The following is a 16,379-nucleotide window of genomic DNA, read 5'->3' as shown; positions in this document are numbered from 1 at the left end:
ATGGCGGGACCGTTCGCCGCGGGCTCGGCCCGGCCCCCGATGCCGGAGGACGTGGGTACCGCGCGGCAGCTGTGGTGGGGTGTCGTCGGATTCGGCGTGGTGCAGTTGATCGCCTCGATCGTCGCTGCCCTGGATCAGCGGCGCACGTTCGCCGAGCAGGTCTTCGAGCAGGCCAGGACGCAAGATCCGCAGGTCACGATGGCAAGCGCCGAGCTGATGGTGTCGCTGGTCTACGTAGTCGTGGTGCTGATCGGGCTCGGTCTGTCCGCGCTCGCTCTGGTGATCGTGCACCAGTTCGGGCGTGGCAAACCGTGGGCGCGCACCGTGCTGACGGTCCTCGGCGCTTGGTCCGTGGTGATCGGCGTCGGCGCGTTGCTGGCCATCGACGCGGTGACCGGGACGGCCTCGCTCGTCGCGGGCGGTGCTTCCATCGTGCAGGGCGTGCTCGCGGTCGGCGCCATCTATCTGTCCCACCGGCCCGAAGCCACCGCTTACTTCCAGCCGGGCAGGCGTTGAGGCTCTGAATGGAACAGGTTTCCAATTTGTCCGAGACAGTCCGGCATGTATGGTGAGGGTTGTCACAGTGGACGTGGAAACCGGTAGTCGTCTGCCGTTCGTTGGCGCTTATTACGCGCGCGAACTCGGCAAATGGCTCCGGAGGATCGGAGGCATCGATGCGAGTGGTGATCCAGCAGCCGCACAGCATTCGGCGGGATCTGGCCGTCTTGAGTCTGCTGATTCTGTTCGCCGTGCTGACCGTCGCCGTGCTGTTGCTGCCCGGCTTGAGTCGCTGATTCCGCTCTCCGCCTTGGTCCACGCTGCCGCGGGGGCTCCGGCGTGACCGCCGAAGCCGTCTTGTTCACCGAGCCGGGCGCCCGCTGGCGCGCCGTAGCCTACGGGCCGACCCTGTGCCTGGCCGTTCTCGTTCTGGAACTCGTCACCGGTGGTGACGTGCACTGGTTCGCCCTGCTGTTCTGTGCCGCGCTGATCGCCGGTTTCGTCGCACTGCAAGTGGTCGCGGGCAAACGGCACGTCGGCGTCGAACTCACCGCGGAGACGCTGCGTTCGGGCACCGAGTCGCTCCCGCTGAGCTCGATCGCGGAGGTCATGCCGGAACGGGACGAGAACTCCTGGGACGACGAAGAGTGGGAGTCGGCCAGGGCGCTCGGTGAGCTGAGCGGCGTGCCGCGCCGCCGTACCGGCATCGGGCTGCGGCTGGCCGACGGCAGCCTGGTGCAGGCCTGGGCCAGAGACCACAAGGCGCTGCGCGCGGCGTTGACCGAGGCCGTTCAACGCAGTTCGGACGGAGTGGACCGATGAGGCGCTGGCTGGTCGCGGTGCTGGTGGAAGTGGATCTGTTCGTGCTCGCGCTGATCGGGGCGGCGTTGAGCGCACGCGCGGGCATGCGCACCACCGATTTCCCGCCGTCCGGCGACGCCCCGGGTTTCACCGCGATCCGCTATTCCGCGCCTTGGTGGCTATTGGCCGCCCTGCTCGTCGCGGTGGCCGGTGTGCTCGCCATCGACGCCGCGGCCCGGCTCGCGCGTGGACTGCGTGGCGCCGGAGCCGTGCGCTGATCGACGCGAATTCGTCTGCGGTTGTTTCATGCTGCGCGCAGCGGGAACGCCGATCACATGAAACCAACTGTCCAGCGAGCACTTTTCGGTGCGGTGGCGGCCGGTGTGATCGGCGCGGCCGCGGCCGTACCAGCCACCGCGTCCGCCGAAACCGTTCCGCAAGAGCCTGTTCCGGTGACACCCGCCTTCGCGGCCACGCCGCCGGCACCGCTGCTGCACGCGCTGCCGACGCCGTTGGCGTGCCTGGTGACGACCGGCTTCGCCGCGTTCTGTCTGGGCATCACGTAGCCACGGATTGCCTGCTAACCGCTGCGCACCGCGCGCCTTCGGGTTACCGTGCTACCGCCCCCGTTTCGGCGCCCGACGCCCGCCGACCGTGCGCTTTGGTTGGAATGGCCCTGCGGCCGTTAGTATTTCGGCCGTATTTGGTACGTGCGTCGATGAAGGAAAGTGTTCGATGAACCGGTTCGCCGTGAAGATTTGTGCCGCGTTTGCCGTGGCCGCCGCCCTTGGATTCGGGGCCGCGCCCGCAGGCGCGACCCCGGGACTGCCACTGGAGGACGCGAACCCGGTCGATGCGCCGATCTTCGTGCCGGATTCCGGATCCGCGGGCCCTTACAACGGGTTCATGTGCTTCCTGCACACGATGTCGGCGCAGGTCCCCTGCATGTACGCCTGACGGCGGCGGCCCGGCGCCCGTTCAGTTCCAGTGCTGGTAGATGTCCAGCACACGGCCGTCGCGGGTGCCGGGGGCGTTCAGGTAGACGGTGACCGTGCCGTCCGGATGGCCCGCCGCTTCCAGCACCACCTGGCGCAGTGTGGCGTGCACCGCACCGCGGTCGTCGCGGTAGATCGCGGAGTCGTTCTTCAGTCCGGCGCCGATCCGGCTGGGCGGGACGAACATGGTGACCACGGCGGGAATCGGCCCGCCCGCCAGCGCTGCGGTCGCCGTGTGGTCCAAGGGGATGGCCACCCGCACGTCGTCGATTTGATCGAGCGGCTGCGCGGCGGCGGATCCGGCGCCGAGTGCCATTGCGGCCCCCGCGACGACGGCGAGCACACCCACGCTGACGATGGCAATCCGCATGCAGACCCTCCCGAACGATGGACGAATGTGAGCTGAGACTACGCACCGGCAACCGTTCAGCGATCGAAATCCGCGCGAACCCCACCTCGGCGTGTTGCCGGGCGGCTGCGGCCTGCATCACTGCACTACACCCTGTCGTCAAGCCGATTTTCCGGTGCTGAGAGACTGGAACTCGTGAGTTCTTCTCCGCGCGTGACCAGTGCAGCTGTGCCGGTTTCCGCTCAGCTCTTCGACCGGGCGAGTTCGGTGATTCCGGGTGGCGTCAACTCTCCGGTGCGGGCATTTCGATCCGTCGGCGGCACACCGCGATTCATCGCCTCGGCCGACGGCTGGAGGCTGGTCGACGCGGACGGCAACGAGTACGTCGACCTGGTCTGCTCCTGGGGGCCGATGATCCTCGGCCACGCGCATCCGGCGGTCGTCGAGGCGGTGCGCGGCGCGGCGAGCGGGGGCCTGTCCTTCGGCGCGCCGACCGAAGCCGAGATCGAACTCGCCGAGGAGATCGTGCGGCGGGTCACGCCGGTGGAGCGGGTACGGCTGGTGAACTCGGGCACCGAGGCGACGATGAGCGCGGTCCGGCTGGCCCGCGGCTACACCGGACGCACCAAGATCATCAAGTTCGCCGGTTGTTATCACGGCCACGTCGACGCGCTGCTCGCCGACGCGGGCTCCGGCGTCGCCACGCTCGGGCTGCCCACCTCGCCCGGCGTGACGGGCGCGCAGGCCGCCGACACCATCGTGCTGCCCTACAACGACATCGACGCCGTCGCCGCCGCGTTCGCCGCGAACCCGGGTCAGATCGCCTGCGTGATCACCGAGGCGGCGGCGGGTAACATGGGCGCGGTGGCGCCGCTGCCCGGATTCAACGCGGGACTGCGCGCGCTCACCGCCGAGCACGGGGCGCTGCTCGTCATGGACGAGGTGATGACCGGATTCCGGGTCAGCGCCGCGGGTTGGTTCGGCCGGGAAGGCGTCGCGGGCGACCTCTACACCTTCGGCAAGGTGATGAGCGGCGGTCTGCCCGCGGCCGCGTTCGGCGGTCGCGCCGAGATCATGAACCACCTCGCGCCGCTCGGGCCGGTCTACCAGGCCGGGACGCTGTCCGGTAACCCGGTCGCGGTGGCCGCGGGCCTCGCCACACTGCGCGCGGCCGACGAGGCGGTGTACGCCGCGCTGGACCGCAACGCGCGGCGGCTCGGCGAGCTGTTCACCTCGGCGCTGACCGCCGCGGGGGTCGGGCATCAGGTCCAGTTCGCAGGCAATATGGTGAGCGTGTTCTTCGCCGAACGCCCGGTCACCGACTACGCCGCCGCCAAGGCGAGCGAGACCTGGCGCTATCCAGCGTTCTTCCACGCCCTGCTCGACGGTGGCGTGTACGCGCCGCCGAGCGCGTTCGAAGCGTGGTTCGTCTCCGCGGCGCTCGACGAGGACGCGTTCGACCGTATCGCTGCCGCCCTGCCCGCCGCCGCGCACGCGGCGGCGGCCGCCACCCCCGAAGGATCCCGCGCGTGACCTCCGACCTCGATCAGCCCGATGCCGCCCGGCGCGAGCCGGCCAAGCCGTCCGCCGCGCCGGACGTGACCGCGACGCACGGCGCGACCGCCGTTGCGGTCGATCCGGCCGCGGACGCGACCGTGATCGACGCTGGTGAGCAGTTCGCCGCCGCGAGCGCCGGGACGCAGACCGCCGAGCCAGGATCGGAGGAATTCAGCCTGGTCGACGCGGGCGCCCAGTTCGCGGCGGCTGCCGCGTCGTCGGACGCGCAGGTCGTCGCGGCGCGTAAAGGGGACAAGCCGGCTCCGGCCGAGACCGAGACCAATGGAACCGAGGCGGCGGAGCACGCCGACGCGCGGACCAGCGCCACCGACCGGGTGCACGACGGCGGCGGCGCCGCGATCGAGACGATCGTGCACGTCCTGCGCCACGGCGAGGTGCACAACCCGAACGGCATCCTCTACGGCCGCCTGCCCGGCTTCAGCCTTTCGGTGGCGGGCCGTGCGCAGGCCGCCGCTGTCGCGCGGACCCTGGCCGATCACGACATCGCCGTGGTCATCGCGTCGCCGCTGCAGCGTGCTCAGGAGACCGCCGAGCCGATCGCCGCGCAGCACGACGTCATCGTGCGCACCGACGAGAACCTCATCGAGGCGGGCAACACCTTCGAAGGCCTGCGCGTCTCGGTCGGCGACGGCGCGCTGCGCAAGCCGCGGCACTGGTGGAAGCTGCGCGACCCCTTCACCCCGTCCTGGGGCGAGCCGTACCTCCAGATCGCGCACCGCATGCTGGCGGCCGTGAACAAAGCCCGGGTCGAAGCGGCCGGGCGGGAGGCCGTGCTCGTCTCCCACCAGCTACCCGTGTGGACGCTTCGGCGGTTCCTCCAAGGCCAGCGCCTATGGCACGACCCCCGGCAACGGCAGTGCTCGCTCGCCTCGCTGACCTCGCTCGTCTATCACGGCGACACGCTGGTCGACATCGTCTACTCCGAGCCCGCGGGCGGCTCGGACCCCTCGGTACACGGCGCATGACGCACCGCACCGCGTTCCCCATCCCGCCCTCGGCGCGCGCCGGGCGGGTGCTGCCGGCTCTGCTCGCGTGCGTGGCGCTGATCGCCGCGCTCGCGGGTTGTTCGACCGGTTCGGACGCGGTGGCCTCGGGCGGCACCTTCGAATTCGTCTCGCCCGGCGGCAAGACCGACATCCGCTACGACCCGCCCGCCGCGCGCGGCACCATCGGCAAACTCGCCGGTCCGGACCTGATGACCGCGGGCAAGACCACCTCGGTGGAGGACTACGCGGGCAAGGTCGTGGTACTCAACCTGTGGGGCCAGTGGTGCGGTCCGTGCCGCGCCGAGGCGCCCGCCCTGGAAAAGGTCTACGAAGCGACCAAGGACAAAGGCGTCGCCTTCCTCGGCATCAACGTCCGCGACCCGCAACAGGACAAGGCCCAAGATTTCGTGGTCGACAACAAGGTCGGCTACCCGTCCGTCTACGACCCGTCGATGCGCACGCTCTTGGCGCTCGGCGGGAATTTCCCTACCAGTGTCATCCCCACCACGCTCGTCCTCGACCGGCAACACCGGGTCGCCGCGGTATTCCTGCGGTCCCTGCTGGCCGAAGATCTGCAGTCAGTGGTCGAAAGTATCGCCGCGGAGGAATCACAGTGAATCGCGACCGTCGTACCCGCCACCTGCGTGCCTGTCGGCCACGGCAGGGCGCCCGACGAATCGGCGGCGGATGGGCCGTCGACGACCGGTGGGCGGGCATCGCCACCGTGCCGCGCAGCGTCGCGGCCGAGTCGTTGCTGGACTTCCCGGCGTTCGACGCGGCCGAGGAACCCGCGGCCACCGAGCGCACGGTAGCGCCGCGCCGCGGCGCCGGACGATCGCCGGAGGAAACGCGGGAGGACTCGGTGTGACCCTCGCGCGCACCGCGCCGCGTACCGGGGAGGACCTGTGATGGTGCTCGCCGCAGTCGGTGATTCGTTCCAGCAGACGGCGGCCTCCGGGCCGCTGCTGCTGGCGCTCGGCGCGTGCCTGCTCGCGGGTCTGGTGTCGTTCGCCTCGCCGTGTGTGGTGCCCCTGGTGCCGGGGTACCTGTCCTATCTGGCCGGACTCGTCGGCGCGGAGGCGCCGCCTGCCACGGTGGCGGAGGCCACCGGCGGACGCGTCGCGACTGCCGCGCGGCCGCTTCGGTCGGGACGGATGCGGGTCGCGGGTGCGGCCGGTTTGTTCGTCGCCGGTTTCACCGTGGTCTTCGTGCTCGCCACCGCGACCGTGTTCGGCGTCATCCAGACCCTCAACGTGAATCGCGAACTGCTGCAACGCATCGGCGGTGTGGTGACGATCCTGATGGGCCTGGTCTTCATCGGCCTGGTGCCCGCGTTGCAGCGCGACACCCGGATGGAACCGCGCAGGCTCACCAGCCTCATGGGCGCTCCGCTGCTGGGCGGGGTGTTCGCGCTGGGATGGACGCCGTGCCTCGGCCCTACGTTGTCGGGTGTCATGGCCGTGGCCGCGGGCACCGACGGGACCACGGCGGTGCGCGGGGTCGCGCTGATCGTCGCTTACTGTCTCGGCCTCGGTCTGCCGTTCGTGGTGCTGGCGTTCGGGTCGGCGAGCGCGCTGCGTGGGGTCGGGTGGCTGCGCCGCAATTCCCGCACCATTCAGATCATCGGGGGTATGTTGCTCGTCGCGGTCGGCGCCGCGCTGGTCACCGGGGCGTGGGACCAGTTCGTCGCCTGGGTGCGCGACGCGTTCGTCTCCGAGGTGACCCTGCCGATATGACCGTGACCGACCACCTCACGATCGAAAGTCCCGAGCGTCCGCCGCGTCAATCGCTGATCGGGCGGGCCTGGGCGTTCCTGCGCAACACCTGGCGCGGGCTCACCAGCATGCGCACCGCCCTGGTGCTGCTGTTCCTGCTCGCCCTGGCCGCGATTCCCGGCGCGCTGCTGCCACAGCGGAACCTCAACGAGCAGAAGGTCGAGCAGTACATCGCGAGCCGGCCAACGCTCGGCCCGTGGATGGACCGCTTCGAGCTGTTCGACGTGTTCTCCAGTTTCTGGTTCACGGCCGTCTACGTGCTGCTGTTCATCTCACTGGTCGGTTGCATCCTGCCGCGCACGCTCGACCACTACCGCGCTCTGCGCACACCGCCGGTGCGCGCGCCGCGCAATCTGACGAGGCTTCCGCACCACTACGCGGGCCGGGTCGAGCGGTCGCCGCAGGAGCTGATCGACCACGCCCGCGCCCAGCTGCGCGGCTGGCGCACCGAGGTCCGCCCCGGCCCCCGCGAGGGTGAACTGGCGCTGTCCGCGGAGAAGGGCTACACCCGCGAACTCGGCAATCTGGTGTTCCACCTCGCGCTCGTCGGGCTGCTGGTCGCCATCGCGATGGGCAAGCTGTTCGGCTACGAGGGCAGCGTCATCGTGCTGGCGAACAACGGCCCCGGCTTCTGCACCACCTCGCCCGCGGTGTTCGACTCGTTCAAGGCGGGCAACGTCAACGACGGCACCGGCATGACCCCGGTGTGTGTGCGGGTGAAGGATTTCCAGGCCGACTACCTGACCAACGGGCAAGCGGAGATGTTCACCGCGAACCTCTCCTACCAGGCGGGCGACGATCTGCGGACGAATACCTGGCGCGACACCAGGGTGCAGGTCAACCATCCGCTCCGCGTCGCGGGTGACCGGCTCTACCTGCAAGGACACGGCTACGCGCCCACCTTCACGGTGACCTTCCCCAACGGCCAGACCCGCACCGAGTCCATTCAGTGGCGGCCCGACGACGCCTCGACGTTCCTGTCCAGCGGCGTGCTGCGGATCGACCCGCCCGGTGGCATGTACGCCACCGACGAGGAGCGCCGCAAGAACCAGATCGCGATCGAGGGCTTGTTCGCGCCCACGGCGATGTTCCACGGATCGTTGCTGTCCTCCGCGTACCCCGCGATGAACGATCCCGCCGTCGCGGTCGACATCTATCGCGGCGACACCGGCTTGGACACCGGTAAGCCGCAATCGTTGTTCGCCCTCGATCCTGAGCAGGTCAAGCAGGGCAGGCTCGCCAAGGAGGCCAGGGTCAATCTCCGTCCCGGCGAGTCGACCACGCTGCCGAACGGCACCAAGGTCACCTTCGACGGCGCGCAGGAGTTCGTGAATCTTCAGGTCTCGCACGACCCGGCCCAGCAGTGGGTGCTGGTGAGCGCGCTGCTGATGATGGCGGGCCTGCTGGTCTCGCTGCTGATCAAGCGCAGGCGGATCTGGGTGCGGGTCTACCCGGCCGAGGACACAGCCGGTACCGTGGACCAACGACGCACTGTAGTAGAGATGGGCGGGCTCGCCAGGACCGACCAGGCGGGCTGGGGCGGCGAGTTCGACCGGCTGCGCGCGCGCCTGCTCGATGAGCACGCCGAGACCACGGGAGAGTGACGATGCCGATCGACGAGACCATCGCCAGGTACAGCGATTTCGCCTTCAAGACGGCGATCGTGGTGTACGCGCTGGTGCTGGTGCTGCTGATCTGGCAGTACGCGACGGCGCGCAGCCGCCAGGTCTCCGAGCGGGAACTGGTGACGGTGGGCGGCGGGTCGACACCGCAGGGACCCGGCCGTGTCAGCGAGCCCGCGGGGCGGCCGCTGTCGGAGCGGCTGGGCAACATGGCGTTCTCGGTGCTCATGGTGGCCATCGCGCTGCACGTGGGCGCGATCGTGCTGCGCGGCTTCGCGACGCACCGTTTCCCGCTGGGCAACATGTACGAGTTCGTCACCATGGCGACGGCGGCCGCCGTGCTGGTCGGGATCGCGCTCCTGCGCGAGCAGCGCTACCGCGCCATGTGGGTGTTCCTGCTGGTGCCGGTGCTGATCCTGCTGTTCCTCGCAGGCACGGTGCTCTACGCCGACGCCGCACCCGTGGTGCCCGCGTTGAAGTCGTTCTGGCTGCCGGTGCACGTCACCATCGTCAGCGTGGGCAGCGGCGTCTTCCTGTTCGCGGGCGTGGCGAGCATGCTCTTCCTCTACCGCCTGCGTCAGCCGGACGGCCAGGAGTCGGCCAATGTGCTGGGCGCCATCGCCCGCCGCCTGCCCGACGCCCGCACCCTCGACCGGCTCGCCTACAAGGCCACCATCATCGGCTTCCCGCTGTTCGGCGCGGGCGTCATCCTCGGCGCCATCTGGGCCGAAGCCGCCTGGGGCCGCTTCTGGGGCTGGGACCCGAAGGAAACCTGCTCCTTCATCGCCTGGGTCCTCTACGCCGCCTACCTCCACGCCCGCGCCACCTCCGGCTGGCGCGACACCAAGGCCGCCTGGATCAACATCGCGGCCTTCGTGGCGATGCTGTTCAACCTGTTCATCATCAACATGGTGATCAGCGGGTTGCATTCGTATGCGGGCCTGAACTGACTCGCGCTGGTCCGAGTGCTCGCGCTCGTTCAGGTTCCACAGATCGTCGGACCGCAGCAGACAGCTCCACTCGCATCCGTCCGGAAGAACGAGAGTGCGTCGGGCAGCATCGCTCAATACGATCGCTGCATGCTGCTCCCACGCATCGAACGGTCGGACCTTCCCGAATCGATGACGTGGGAGGAATTGCAGCGGCTACCCGACGAGCTTGCGCAGCAAATCGAGTTGTGGAACGGTCGCGTGGTTTGGGTCGGGCGCGAGCCCGGCGACTGGCGGGTCTTCGCAGGCCGGTTCGCCAACTCCCTTGAGCGCTGTGCACGAATGTCGATGTCGGACGAGTCGGAACGTGGCTGGCGCGTCAACTCCGAAACCAATGTGTTCCTCGGCCGCACGGGAAAATCCGACTTCCTGAAGCCGGACTTCCTCGTCCACCGCTGTCTCGAATCGCCCTCTCAGGACGTACGGGGAAGTGATGTTCTCTTGGCCGGTGAGCTCTTGTCCCCGGCCATCACACAGACGGACATCGAAGCCAAGAAGATTCGCTACGCCAGCGCTGGCATCCCCTGGCTCTGGGAGGTGACGCTGGACCGTGAGGTCAGCGCGATCGCTGTCGTCCGTGTCTACGGCCTCGACATCGGCCATGCGCAACTCCCGAACGGCGCACAGCCGCTCCATTCCGCCAACTACATCGTCGCGGCAGAGTGGACCCACGAGAACTCGGACGGTCTCGAATTCAGCCGCCCGTTCGCGATCGCCATCCCGTGGACCGAACTCCAACTCGACTCATTCGGTGAGACTCGGTGAGTCAAGTGGAACAGTAGCGGCTGCTCAGACCCGGTGGTCAGACAGTGCTGGAGGCTCCGGACCCCGCCGGTCCCATCCAGGCGCGCAGATCCACGACGCTGTCGCAGTAGTCGTCAGTGTCGTCGAGGACCGGCTATCGAGCGAGGTCGCCGGTACGGGCCAGCGGTGCCAACTCTTGGGCGAGGTAGGCATAGCCGGTCGGGCGGCCGTCGTCGCCGCTGACGGCCAGGTCGATGCCGTAGGTGCGGTCCGTGCGGGTGACATGGATGTAGATGCGGCAGGTGTCGGCGTCGGTGTACAGGAAGCCCGCGAAGGTGTAGTCGTCCGCGAACCAGGGCAGGCCGCCGCCGACCAAGAGGCTGAACAGACTGAACAGGCGTTGGTCACCCGAATCGGCTCCGGCGGTGTAGTCGAACCCGGTATCGGCCGCGGCGAGGACGGTGTTGCCGTGGCTGTCACGCGGTTGGTCCTCGTGGTCAACCAATAGCTGTGTGACAGCGGGCGCGATGGTGAACCGCGCGTGGTCGATAGCGCCGGTGACATCGAACAGTGTGCCGGAGGCCAATTCGTAGTCCACCGCAATTCCCGAGACCATCGCCGCGTCCGGCGATAGCACGATGCGGGCATGTCCGGAGTCCGCGCGTACGACTCCCCACACCCGCGGAGCGACTGCAGTACCCGCCGGAGCGAGGACCAGCGGAATCGCGCGGCACAGCAGCAGATCGAACCGGCCATCCGCGTCTGCGTCGGGCACCGAGTTACCTCCTTGGTCAGCGGATGCCCATCCTGGAACATATTCGTGCGCTCGAATAGAGCCTGCTGTCGCGGCGATTCTCGGGTTGTCGCAGGGTATGGGCTTGCCGCAAGCATTCCTCTGAGGAACCTCGGCCGCTGGCTACACCGGTTCGGCCCAGAATCCAGCGCTATCGATCACGATGACGCATGGCTGGTTGAGCACCCCCGCCTTGTAAACGGCCTCGCTGAGGTGGGTCGACATCAGAACCATCCACGTCTTCCACGGCGTGCTCTCGCCGGTCGGTGTTCCAGCTTTCGCTGCGAGGCGCGCGTAGTAGTCGCGGAGTTCCTGGTCGTTGAACCGGAACTCGACGGGGGGAGCCACCGGCGATTCGCCTACAGCCGTGAGTAGCAGCCGACCTGCGCTGTCGCGGTCGATCTGGTATCCCCACTCGTTACCGGCGCGGATCACCGAAGCGGTGAGTTCATCCAGACCGGGATCAGACTTTTCCACCACAGGCTCCTCCCGGGTAGGCGGTGATGATCTTGCCTTTTTCGTTCACGATCACGGTGGGCTGAACCGTCTTGGCTATAGCTCCCGTGGTGCGGTTGACGAGATAGATCTGCCCCGTGTAACAGTACTTGCCGCTCCCGACCGAGCCGTGCCAGTCGGGTGCGTCGTGAGCTTTGGCGATCGCCATGTCGGCGATGTCCCTCCAATTGCGGCCTTCGATTCCCGCAAGGCCTTCCCACTCGCTCATGTGCCTCTGCTGGATGTGCCGATAACCTGATTCCTCGTCTCCACACAGCAGTTTCCAGTCGCCGAAGGTTGTGACGACCTTGTCCGCAGGCGAGCTGTTTCCGCACGCCCCCCAAGGGAATGACGCATGGGACAGCGGGCTTTGGACCACCCCGACGATCAGGCTGAACACCGCTGCTGCGGCGACTATCAATGCACGTATCTTCATCTCAACCCCCGCGTAGTCGCACCGGATCGGTGCCAGTCCGAGATCTCGTTGCTTCCTCGGTGCTGGCGCGTCAGCCCCGATGCGGCTCCAGCGCTCCAGCGGGCGGAGGTAGCGCAACGTCCTGACGGCCAACTTCATTGCTGTTCAACATCCTTTGACGCACCAGCCACGGTTTCGGTTCCCTCGGTCGGTTCCCTCGAGTGACTCGGCCGGTTCCCTGGCCCAGTCGGCGGGCACCGGCTGGCTTGGTCAGCATTCGAGGTAGAGCCGCTCGTTCGGGAGACGGGGGAGGCCGGTGGGGTCGCCGGGGAGGACGGTTACCGCGCCGGGGCGGTGGCGGGCGTTCCAGTCCTGGACGAATACCAATGCGGCGGTCAGGCATGCGGCGAAGTCCATTCGTTGGTCGTGCAGGTAGACCGAAAGGTGTACGTCGGGTTCCTCTGGGTGCGGGGACTGGGCGCGGTCGGTCATGAGACTGCGAATCGGGGGCGCGATCGATTCGCCGTGCGAGTTCATCGGCCTGTCCTGACCGCGCGTGTGAGCAGGGATGCTTGCACTGCTTCCACCACCAGCCGTCCTGAGGGCCGGTAGGTGTCGCAGGGAACCTCGAGCCATGCGCGGTATGCGGTGCTGCTGTCGGCCGGGGAAGGGAGGGCGATCAATCCGCCGTCGCGGATCACCTTCACGCGATCCCGGAACAGGCCCGGGAAGATTCGAGGTTCGTCGGCCAGATCAGGCCGCACCAGAAATGTCCAGGTCAGGGAATGCGGGTGCGTGATGATCGGACCGAGACCGTATCCGCCGCTGCGCAACCGGTCCGTCACTGCCCGCCCCAACGGCTCGGGCACCGAGACGCCCCACACCAGCGAACCTGCTCGCACCACGATTCGGCCGAGTGCTTCGGGTTCTACCTCGGCAGGCAGTTGACAGATCATCTTGTAGTACGCGCACCGCCCGGATGGGGTTGCCAGATCGAAGCCTTCGATGCCCGGCGCGCTCATGCCTGAGCCTCCGCGTCCCCCGACGGCGCCGGAGTCGGGTACAGGGCGCGGCCGAGCATCACGTGTCCCGGCATGATCACGCTGCACACTCGCGTGAAGTCGGCCGGAACCGAGCCGCCCAGATGCGTCATCCCCGGAACTATCACCGCACTCGCGCGGGCGACGTGCACCATTTCCAACACACGCGCCGCCACCACCGGCGATACCGTCTGCGGCGCAACCACATAGATCGCGGCCAGTGTGTAACCGTGCCGCCGTGCGAGCGCCTCGATCGTCGCTCGATCGTTCACGGCGTCTGCCCCCGCGACCGCCGCGCACCGCATCCCGATGGCCAGTGCGCCGTGCGTATCTGTCAGCGAGCCACGCAACGGCGTCGACTCGTCTTTCAGATACGCCGCGATCCGCTCCAGCTCAGGCACGCCCGCCCGATACAACCCCTGCCGACTGCTCGCATCCATCCCCTGCGCCTCCCTGCAATCCGATTGGAAAGCACCCGACGCCGAGGGCACAGCACCAGGGCAGCGGTGATAGCTGTACTGGTGCGGCCGGGATTTCGAAGCGGCCGGCTCACCCCGGCGTCGGGGCCGGAGAAAGCGTCACAGGCCGAGAACGTTGTCAACAATGGCACTCTCGGCAGACCGACCGGCGAAAGTGCCATCGAGAGCTGAAACTTCAGTACTCCAGTCGCAGAAGATCAGCGAGATCTCGCATCTCAGGTGTCAGAGTGCGCCGTCTGGTGATGATCCGGCCGAGCAAATCCTTGGCGGACCGTTGTTCGATCAGCCACGGGCGGGCCTCGCGGGACAGCTGAACCAGAACATCGAACGCGGTGTCATAGCTTCGAAGTTCGCTGTGTGCTGCGGCGACATCGAGCAGATGCCTGTTCCGGTTGTCGGAGGTCGGGCGCAACCCTGATGGCACGTCGCGGGCCAGGCGTAACGCGAGGTCGGGACGGTCGTCCACGATGGCATTCTCGACCCGCTTCATGGCGACCGTGGCAGGTCCGAACGTCGTCCAGTACTGGTGATAATTACCCGAATCCCGTTTGACCGCTGCCGCTGCCGCGTTCGCGAGGCGCATCATTTCGTCCGCCTCGTCTGGCCGGTTGTCGCGTATCGCTGCGGCCGAGCCACGCAACAGCAACCACCCCCAGGTCGACAGTTCCCGTGTGGTGGCGACCGACAGACGCGGCTCGACACGGTCAGCCCACGACACGGCCAAGGTGCGGACCTGCTCGAACTGCCGTTCTACAAGGAGCAGCCAACACAAAGTGATCACTGCCGACGCGGAATCGAGCAGGTTTCCGGTCGATTCGGCATCCCGGAGTGACTGCTCGAGGGCGGTTCTCGCTGGCTGGAGTTGCCGAGTCTGGACCAGCACCGACCCGACCAGTTGCAGGATCCGGGACCGCATGAGCGGCGACGCGGCGCGTCCATCGAGTATCAAGCGGGGAAGTTGCCGACTCAATTCGTCGTACTCGTTGTGGTGGTAGAGCTTCACCGCTTCGACAAGCGACTCGTTCATGCTCCGCTCAGTAGGCATTTCGACCGTGTGTCCGTCTGCGCTCGACACGAGAGCCCGCCGAGTTGGAAGCCAGAGTTCGCCGCTTTCGGTCTCGGGTCGGCGGGGGGTGGGCCCGAGAAGAGTCGAGAGCGGGCAGCTCATCGCCACGGCCAGCCGTCGAAGTGTCTGTATGCGAGTGTCATCGCGCTCGCCCTGTTCGATCTTGCGAATCAGAGATAGCGATACTCCTGAACTCTGTGCGAGTTCACGTTGCGTCAGACCGCTCCGCTTGCGAACAGATCGCAAGCGTTCCCCGAGATCTGTGCTCATGGCCCGAGGCTACGGGACCTTGGGATTCTCGTCAGGCTCATCTCGAACCAGCACGGTCGAACCCGCTAGCGCCCGGGGCCGCGGACGGTGATCATCGTCTGGTGGGGAAGAACTCGGAAACGGCCCGGATGCGCCGCGTGCCGGAATTGATCGCAGTGGCAGGTGAATTGGTTCTTCGACCTTGGTCGATGTCGTCTGCGGATCTCGACCTGGTTCGGGAAGCGTCGGACGACGACACGATCCCGTTGATCACCACTGTGCCATCGAGGTACACCGAGGAAGCGGCGAAGGAGTTCGTCGAGCGGCAGTGGAAACGACCCGGGAGCGGAAGCGGGTACCCCTTCGTGATCGCGCGAGCGACGGACGGTAAGCCGCTCGGCAGTATCGGAATCTGGACCAAGGATCTCGGAGAGGGCCGGGCATCGGTCGGGTATTGGCTGGTGCGGTCCGCTCGTGGGCAGGGGGTGGCCGCCCACGCGCTGCGGGCGGTCGCGGACTGGGCGTTCGAGCAACTGGCCGTTGCCCGGCTGCAGCTCTACGTGGAACCGTGGAATACCGCCTCCATCCGGACTGCCGAGCGGGCGGGATTCCGGCGTGAGGGGCTGCTGCGCGGGTGGCGGCAAGTCGGCGAAAGTCGTCGCGACATGTTCGTGTACGCGCGGCTCGCCCCGAGCCGCCCGTCGGCGAGACCGCGGTCGTTGACCGGCCCCACGGCTCGTGTCGCCGAGGAAGCCGATGTCGACGGGATCGTCCAACTGCGCGTCGCGGTGGCAGCGGAGGGCAAATGGATCGGGGCCGAAGCGCCGTTGGACGAGGAAGACGCCGCACGGCAGATCCGAGCGAATCTCGGCGACGAGAAGCGCGGTGTCTTCGTGACGGAGATCGACGGATGCGTCGTGGGCACGGCGACGGTCTACTTCGGCACACCTGGCGTCACGGCCTTCGGCATGATGGTCGCGGCGGACCGGCGGGGAGGTGGCATCGGGTCGGCGCTGCTCGAGCGAGTCATCAGTTGGTCGCGGGATCGAGGCGCCCACAAGGTGAGTCTGCAAGTATGGCCGCACAATCAGCGCGCGATGACGCTCTACGACCGAGCCGGTTTCGAGGTCGAGGGCGTCTTGCGCGGGCATTACCGACGTCGCAGCGGCGAGCTGTGGGACGCGGTACTCATGGGCCTGTCACTCGACGGTGTGGGCTGACGAGCGCACGCCTGGAGTATTTCGCGGAAGACTAGGGTTTTTATTGGTGCGATTGCGTGAAAATATTTGAATGCGCACGTTTCAGACTGTGTGGCCCGAATTGTGTGAGATCGCCGCTGGTTTACGACGCGTGTAACGCGCGAGTGGCAGCACGCGAATTCCCGACCGGCAGAACAAATAACGTTCCGAGCCTCGCCTTAAGGGACATAAGACTTCGCATGTCTGTTAATCGGCCGCAAAGTCGCGGCTCCCTCGTGGGCGGAAAGACCGTTCGCGGAGGTGTAA

At 67.6% G+C, this 16,379-nt stretch carries 22 protein-coding genes and 1 pseudogene; 14 read left to right on the top strand and 9 right to left on the bottom strand.

The genetic code is table 11. The features are described from left to right. The 5 genes from ABZ824_RS08385 (at position 1) to ABZ824_RS08365 (ending at position 2,256) form a co-directional block, all read left to right on the top strand. Positions 1-516, top strand: coding sequence for a hypothetical protein (locus tag ABZ824_RS08385; RefSeq protein ID WP_355071947.1), 516 nt, complete (start codon positions 1-3; stop codon positions 514-516). Positions 517-837: 321 nt separating this feature from the next. Continuing rightward, positions 838-1,320 carry a hypothetical protein gene (locus tag ABZ824_RS08380; RefSeq protein WP_356962580.1) on the top strand — a complete coding sequence of 161 codons (483 nt, stop codon included), beginning with the start codon at positions 838-840 and terminating at the stop codon, positions 1,318-1,320. Next, positions 1,317-1,577: a hypothetical protein gene (locus tag ABZ824_RS08375; protein WP_356962579.1), complete on the top strand. Its 261-nt coding sequence runs from the start codon at positions 1,317-1,319 to the stop codon at positions 1,575-1,577. The genes ABZ824_RS08380 and ABZ824_RS08375 overlap by 4 nt, the downstream gene beginning before the upstream one ends. A 57-nt stretch (positions 1,578-1,634) precedes the next feature. After that, entirely contained in the window at positions 1,635-1,865 is a 231-nt protein-coding gene (locus tag ABZ824_RS08370) for a hypothetical protein (RefSeq protein ID WP_356962577.1), read from the top strand. 169 nt (positions 1,866-2,034) lie between these two features. Beyond that, positions 2,035-2,256 (top strand): hypothetical protein, encoded by a 222-nt coding sequence (locus tag ABZ824_RS08365; protein WP_039802132.1) that lies wholly within the window; start codon positions 2,035-2,037, stop codon positions 2,254-2,256. Positions 2,257-2,277: 21 nt separating this feature from the next. Here the strand turns inward: ABZ824_RS08365 and ABZ824_RS08360 are convergent, their stop codons facing one another. Continuing rightward, positions 2,278-2,664 carry a hypothetical protein gene (locus tag ABZ824_RS08360; RefSeq protein ID WP_356962576.1) on the bottom strand — a complete coding sequence of 129 codons (387 nt, stop codon included), beginning with the start codon at positions 2,662-2,664 and terminating at the stop codon, positions 2,278-2,280. Between the two features lie 174 nt (positions 2,665-2,838). Between ABZ824_RS08360 and hemL the strand changes: the two genes are divergently transcribed. The 8 genes from hemL to ABZ824_RS08320 all read left to right on the top strand — a co-directional run bounded on the left by hemL (position 2,839) and on the right by ABZ824_RS08320 (position 10,358). Then, complete coding sequence (hemL, locus tag ABZ824_RS08355; RefSeq protein WP_355071957.1) at positions 2,839-4,176, top strand: glutamate-1-semialdehyde 2,1-aminomutase; 1,338 nt, start codon at positions 2,839-2,841, stop codon at positions 4,174-4,176. 359 nt (positions 4,177-4,535) lie between these two features. Continuing rightward, positions 4,536-5,186, top strand: a complete 651-nt coding sequence (locus tag ABZ824_RS08350; RefSeq protein ID WP_356963467.1) for a histidine phosphatase family protein — start codon at positions 4,536-4,538, stop codon at positions 5,184-5,186. Further along, positions 5,183-5,824, top strand: coding sequence for a TlpA disulfide reductase family protein (locus tag ABZ824_RS08345; protein WP_356962575.1), 642 nt, complete (start codon positions 5,183-5,185; stop codon positions 5,822-5,824). Before ABZ824_RS08350 ends, ABZ824_RS08345 begins: the two co-directional genes overlap by 4 nt. After that, complete coding sequence (locus ABZ824_RS08340; RefSeq protein WP_356962573.1) at positions 5,821-6,075, top strand: hypothetical protein; 255 nt, start codon at positions 5,821-5,823, stop codon at positions 6,073-6,075. Before ABZ824_RS08345 ends, ABZ824_RS08340 begins: the two co-directional genes overlap by 4 nt. A gap of 40 nt (positions 6,076-6,115) precedes the next feature. Then, the gene (locus ABZ824_RS08335) at positions 6,116-6,943 is read left to right on the top strand and encodes a cytochrome c biogenesis CcdA family protein (RefSeq protein ID WP_355071962.1); all 828 of its coding nucleotides are present in this window, start codon (positions 6,116-6,118) and stop codon (positions 6,941-6,943) included. 2 nt (positions 6,944-6,945) lie between these two features. Next, the gene (locus tag ABZ824_RS08330) at positions 6,946-8,586 is read left to right on the top strand and encodes a cytochrome c biogenesis protein ResB (protein ID WP_356963466.1); all 1,641 of its coding nucleotides are present in this window, start codon (positions 6,946-6,948) and stop codon (positions 8,584-8,586) included. Between the two features lie 2 nt (positions 8,587-8,588). Beyond that, complete coding sequence (ccsB, locus tag ABZ824_RS08325; protein ID WP_356962571.1) at positions 8,589-9,554, top strand: c-type cytochrome biogenesis protein CcsB; 966 nt, start codon at positions 8,589-8,591, stop codon at positions 9,552-9,554. Positions 9,555-9,683: 129 nt separating this feature from the next. Further along, a complete protein-coding gene (locus tag ABZ824_RS08320) occupies positions 9,684-10,358 on the top strand; it encodes a Uma2 family endonuclease (RefSeq protein ID WP_356962569.1) in 675 nt (224 codons plus the stop codon). 133 nt (positions 10,359-10,491) lie between these two features. Here ABZ824_RS08320 and ABZ824_RS08315 read toward each other — a convergent pair whose 3' ends face one another. The 8 genes and pseudogenes from ABZ824_RS08315 to ABZ824_RS08280 all read right to left on the bottom strand — a co-directional run. Continuing rightward, on the bottom strand, positions 10,492-11,112 hold the full coding sequence (locus ABZ824_RS08315; protein ID WP_356962567.1) for a hypothetical protein: 621 nt from the start codon (positions 11,110-11,112) through the stop codon (positions 10,492-10,494). A gap of 141 nt (positions 11,113-11,253) precedes the next feature. Then, positions 11,254-11,607 (bottom strand): hypothetical protein, encoded by a 354-nt coding sequence (locus ABZ824_RS08310; protein WP_356962565.1) that lies wholly within the window; start codon positions 11,605-11,607, stop codon positions 11,254-11,256. Then, positions 11,594-12,199, bottom strand: a complete 606-nt coding sequence (locus ABZ824_RS08305) for a hypothetical protein (RefSeq protein ID WP_356962563.1) — start codon at positions 12,197-12,199, stop codon at positions 11,594-11,596. Before ABZ824_RS08305 ends, ABZ824_RS08310 begins: the two co-directional genes overlap by 14 nt. Positions 12,200-12,310: 111 nt before the next feature. After that, a complete protein-coding gene (locus tag ABZ824_RS08300; RefSeq protein WP_356962562.1) occupies positions 12,311-12,577 on the bottom strand; it encodes a hypothetical protein in 267 nt (88 codons plus the stop codon). Further along, complete coding sequence (locus ABZ824_RS08295; RefSeq protein ID WP_356962560.1) at positions 12,574-13,062, bottom strand: DNA-directed RNA polymerase subunit beta; 489 nt, start codon at positions 13,060-13,062, stop codon at positions 12,574-12,576. The genes ABZ824_RS08300 and ABZ824_RS08295 overlap by 4 nt, the downstream gene beginning before the upstream one ends. Then, a complete protein-coding gene (locus ABZ824_RS08290) occupies positions 13,059-13,520 on the bottom strand; it encodes a hypothetical protein (RefSeq protein WP_356962558.1) in 462 nt (153 codons plus the stop codon). The genes ABZ824_RS08295 and ABZ824_RS08290 overlap by 4 nt, the downstream gene beginning before the upstream one ends. A 214-nt stretch (positions 13,521-13,734) precedes the next feature. Next, positions 13,735-14,586 (bottom strand): hypothetical protein, encoded by an 852-nt coding sequence (locus ABZ824_RS08285; RefSeq protein ID WP_356963515.1) that lies wholly within the window; start codon positions 14,584-14,586, stop codon positions 13,735-13,737. Between the two features lie 117 nt (positions 14,587-14,703). Next, positions 14,704-14,895: pseudogene (locus ABZ824_RS08280) on the bottom strand (helix-turn-helix transcriptional regulator); the annotation flags it as partial. 128 nt (positions 14,896-15,023) lie between these two features. Between ABZ824_RS08280 and ABZ824_RS08275 the strand changes: the two are divergent. Further along, positions 15,024-16,094, top strand: coding sequence for a GNAT family N-acetyltransferase (locus ABZ824_RS08275; protein ID WP_356963465.1), 1,071 nt, complete (start codon positions 15,024-15,026; stop codon positions 16,092-16,094). Positions 16,095-16,379 lie beyond the last annotated feature (285 nt).

The organism is Nocardia sp. NPDC047038 (genome assembly GCF_040644075.1).
Lineage (GTDB): Bacteria > Actinomycetota > Actinomycetes > Mycobacteriales > Mycobacteriaceae > Nocardia > Nocardia sichangensis.
The sequence above is the reverse complement of the archived record's forward strand: the minus strand, read 5'-3'. Positions and strand labels throughout refer to the sequence as shown.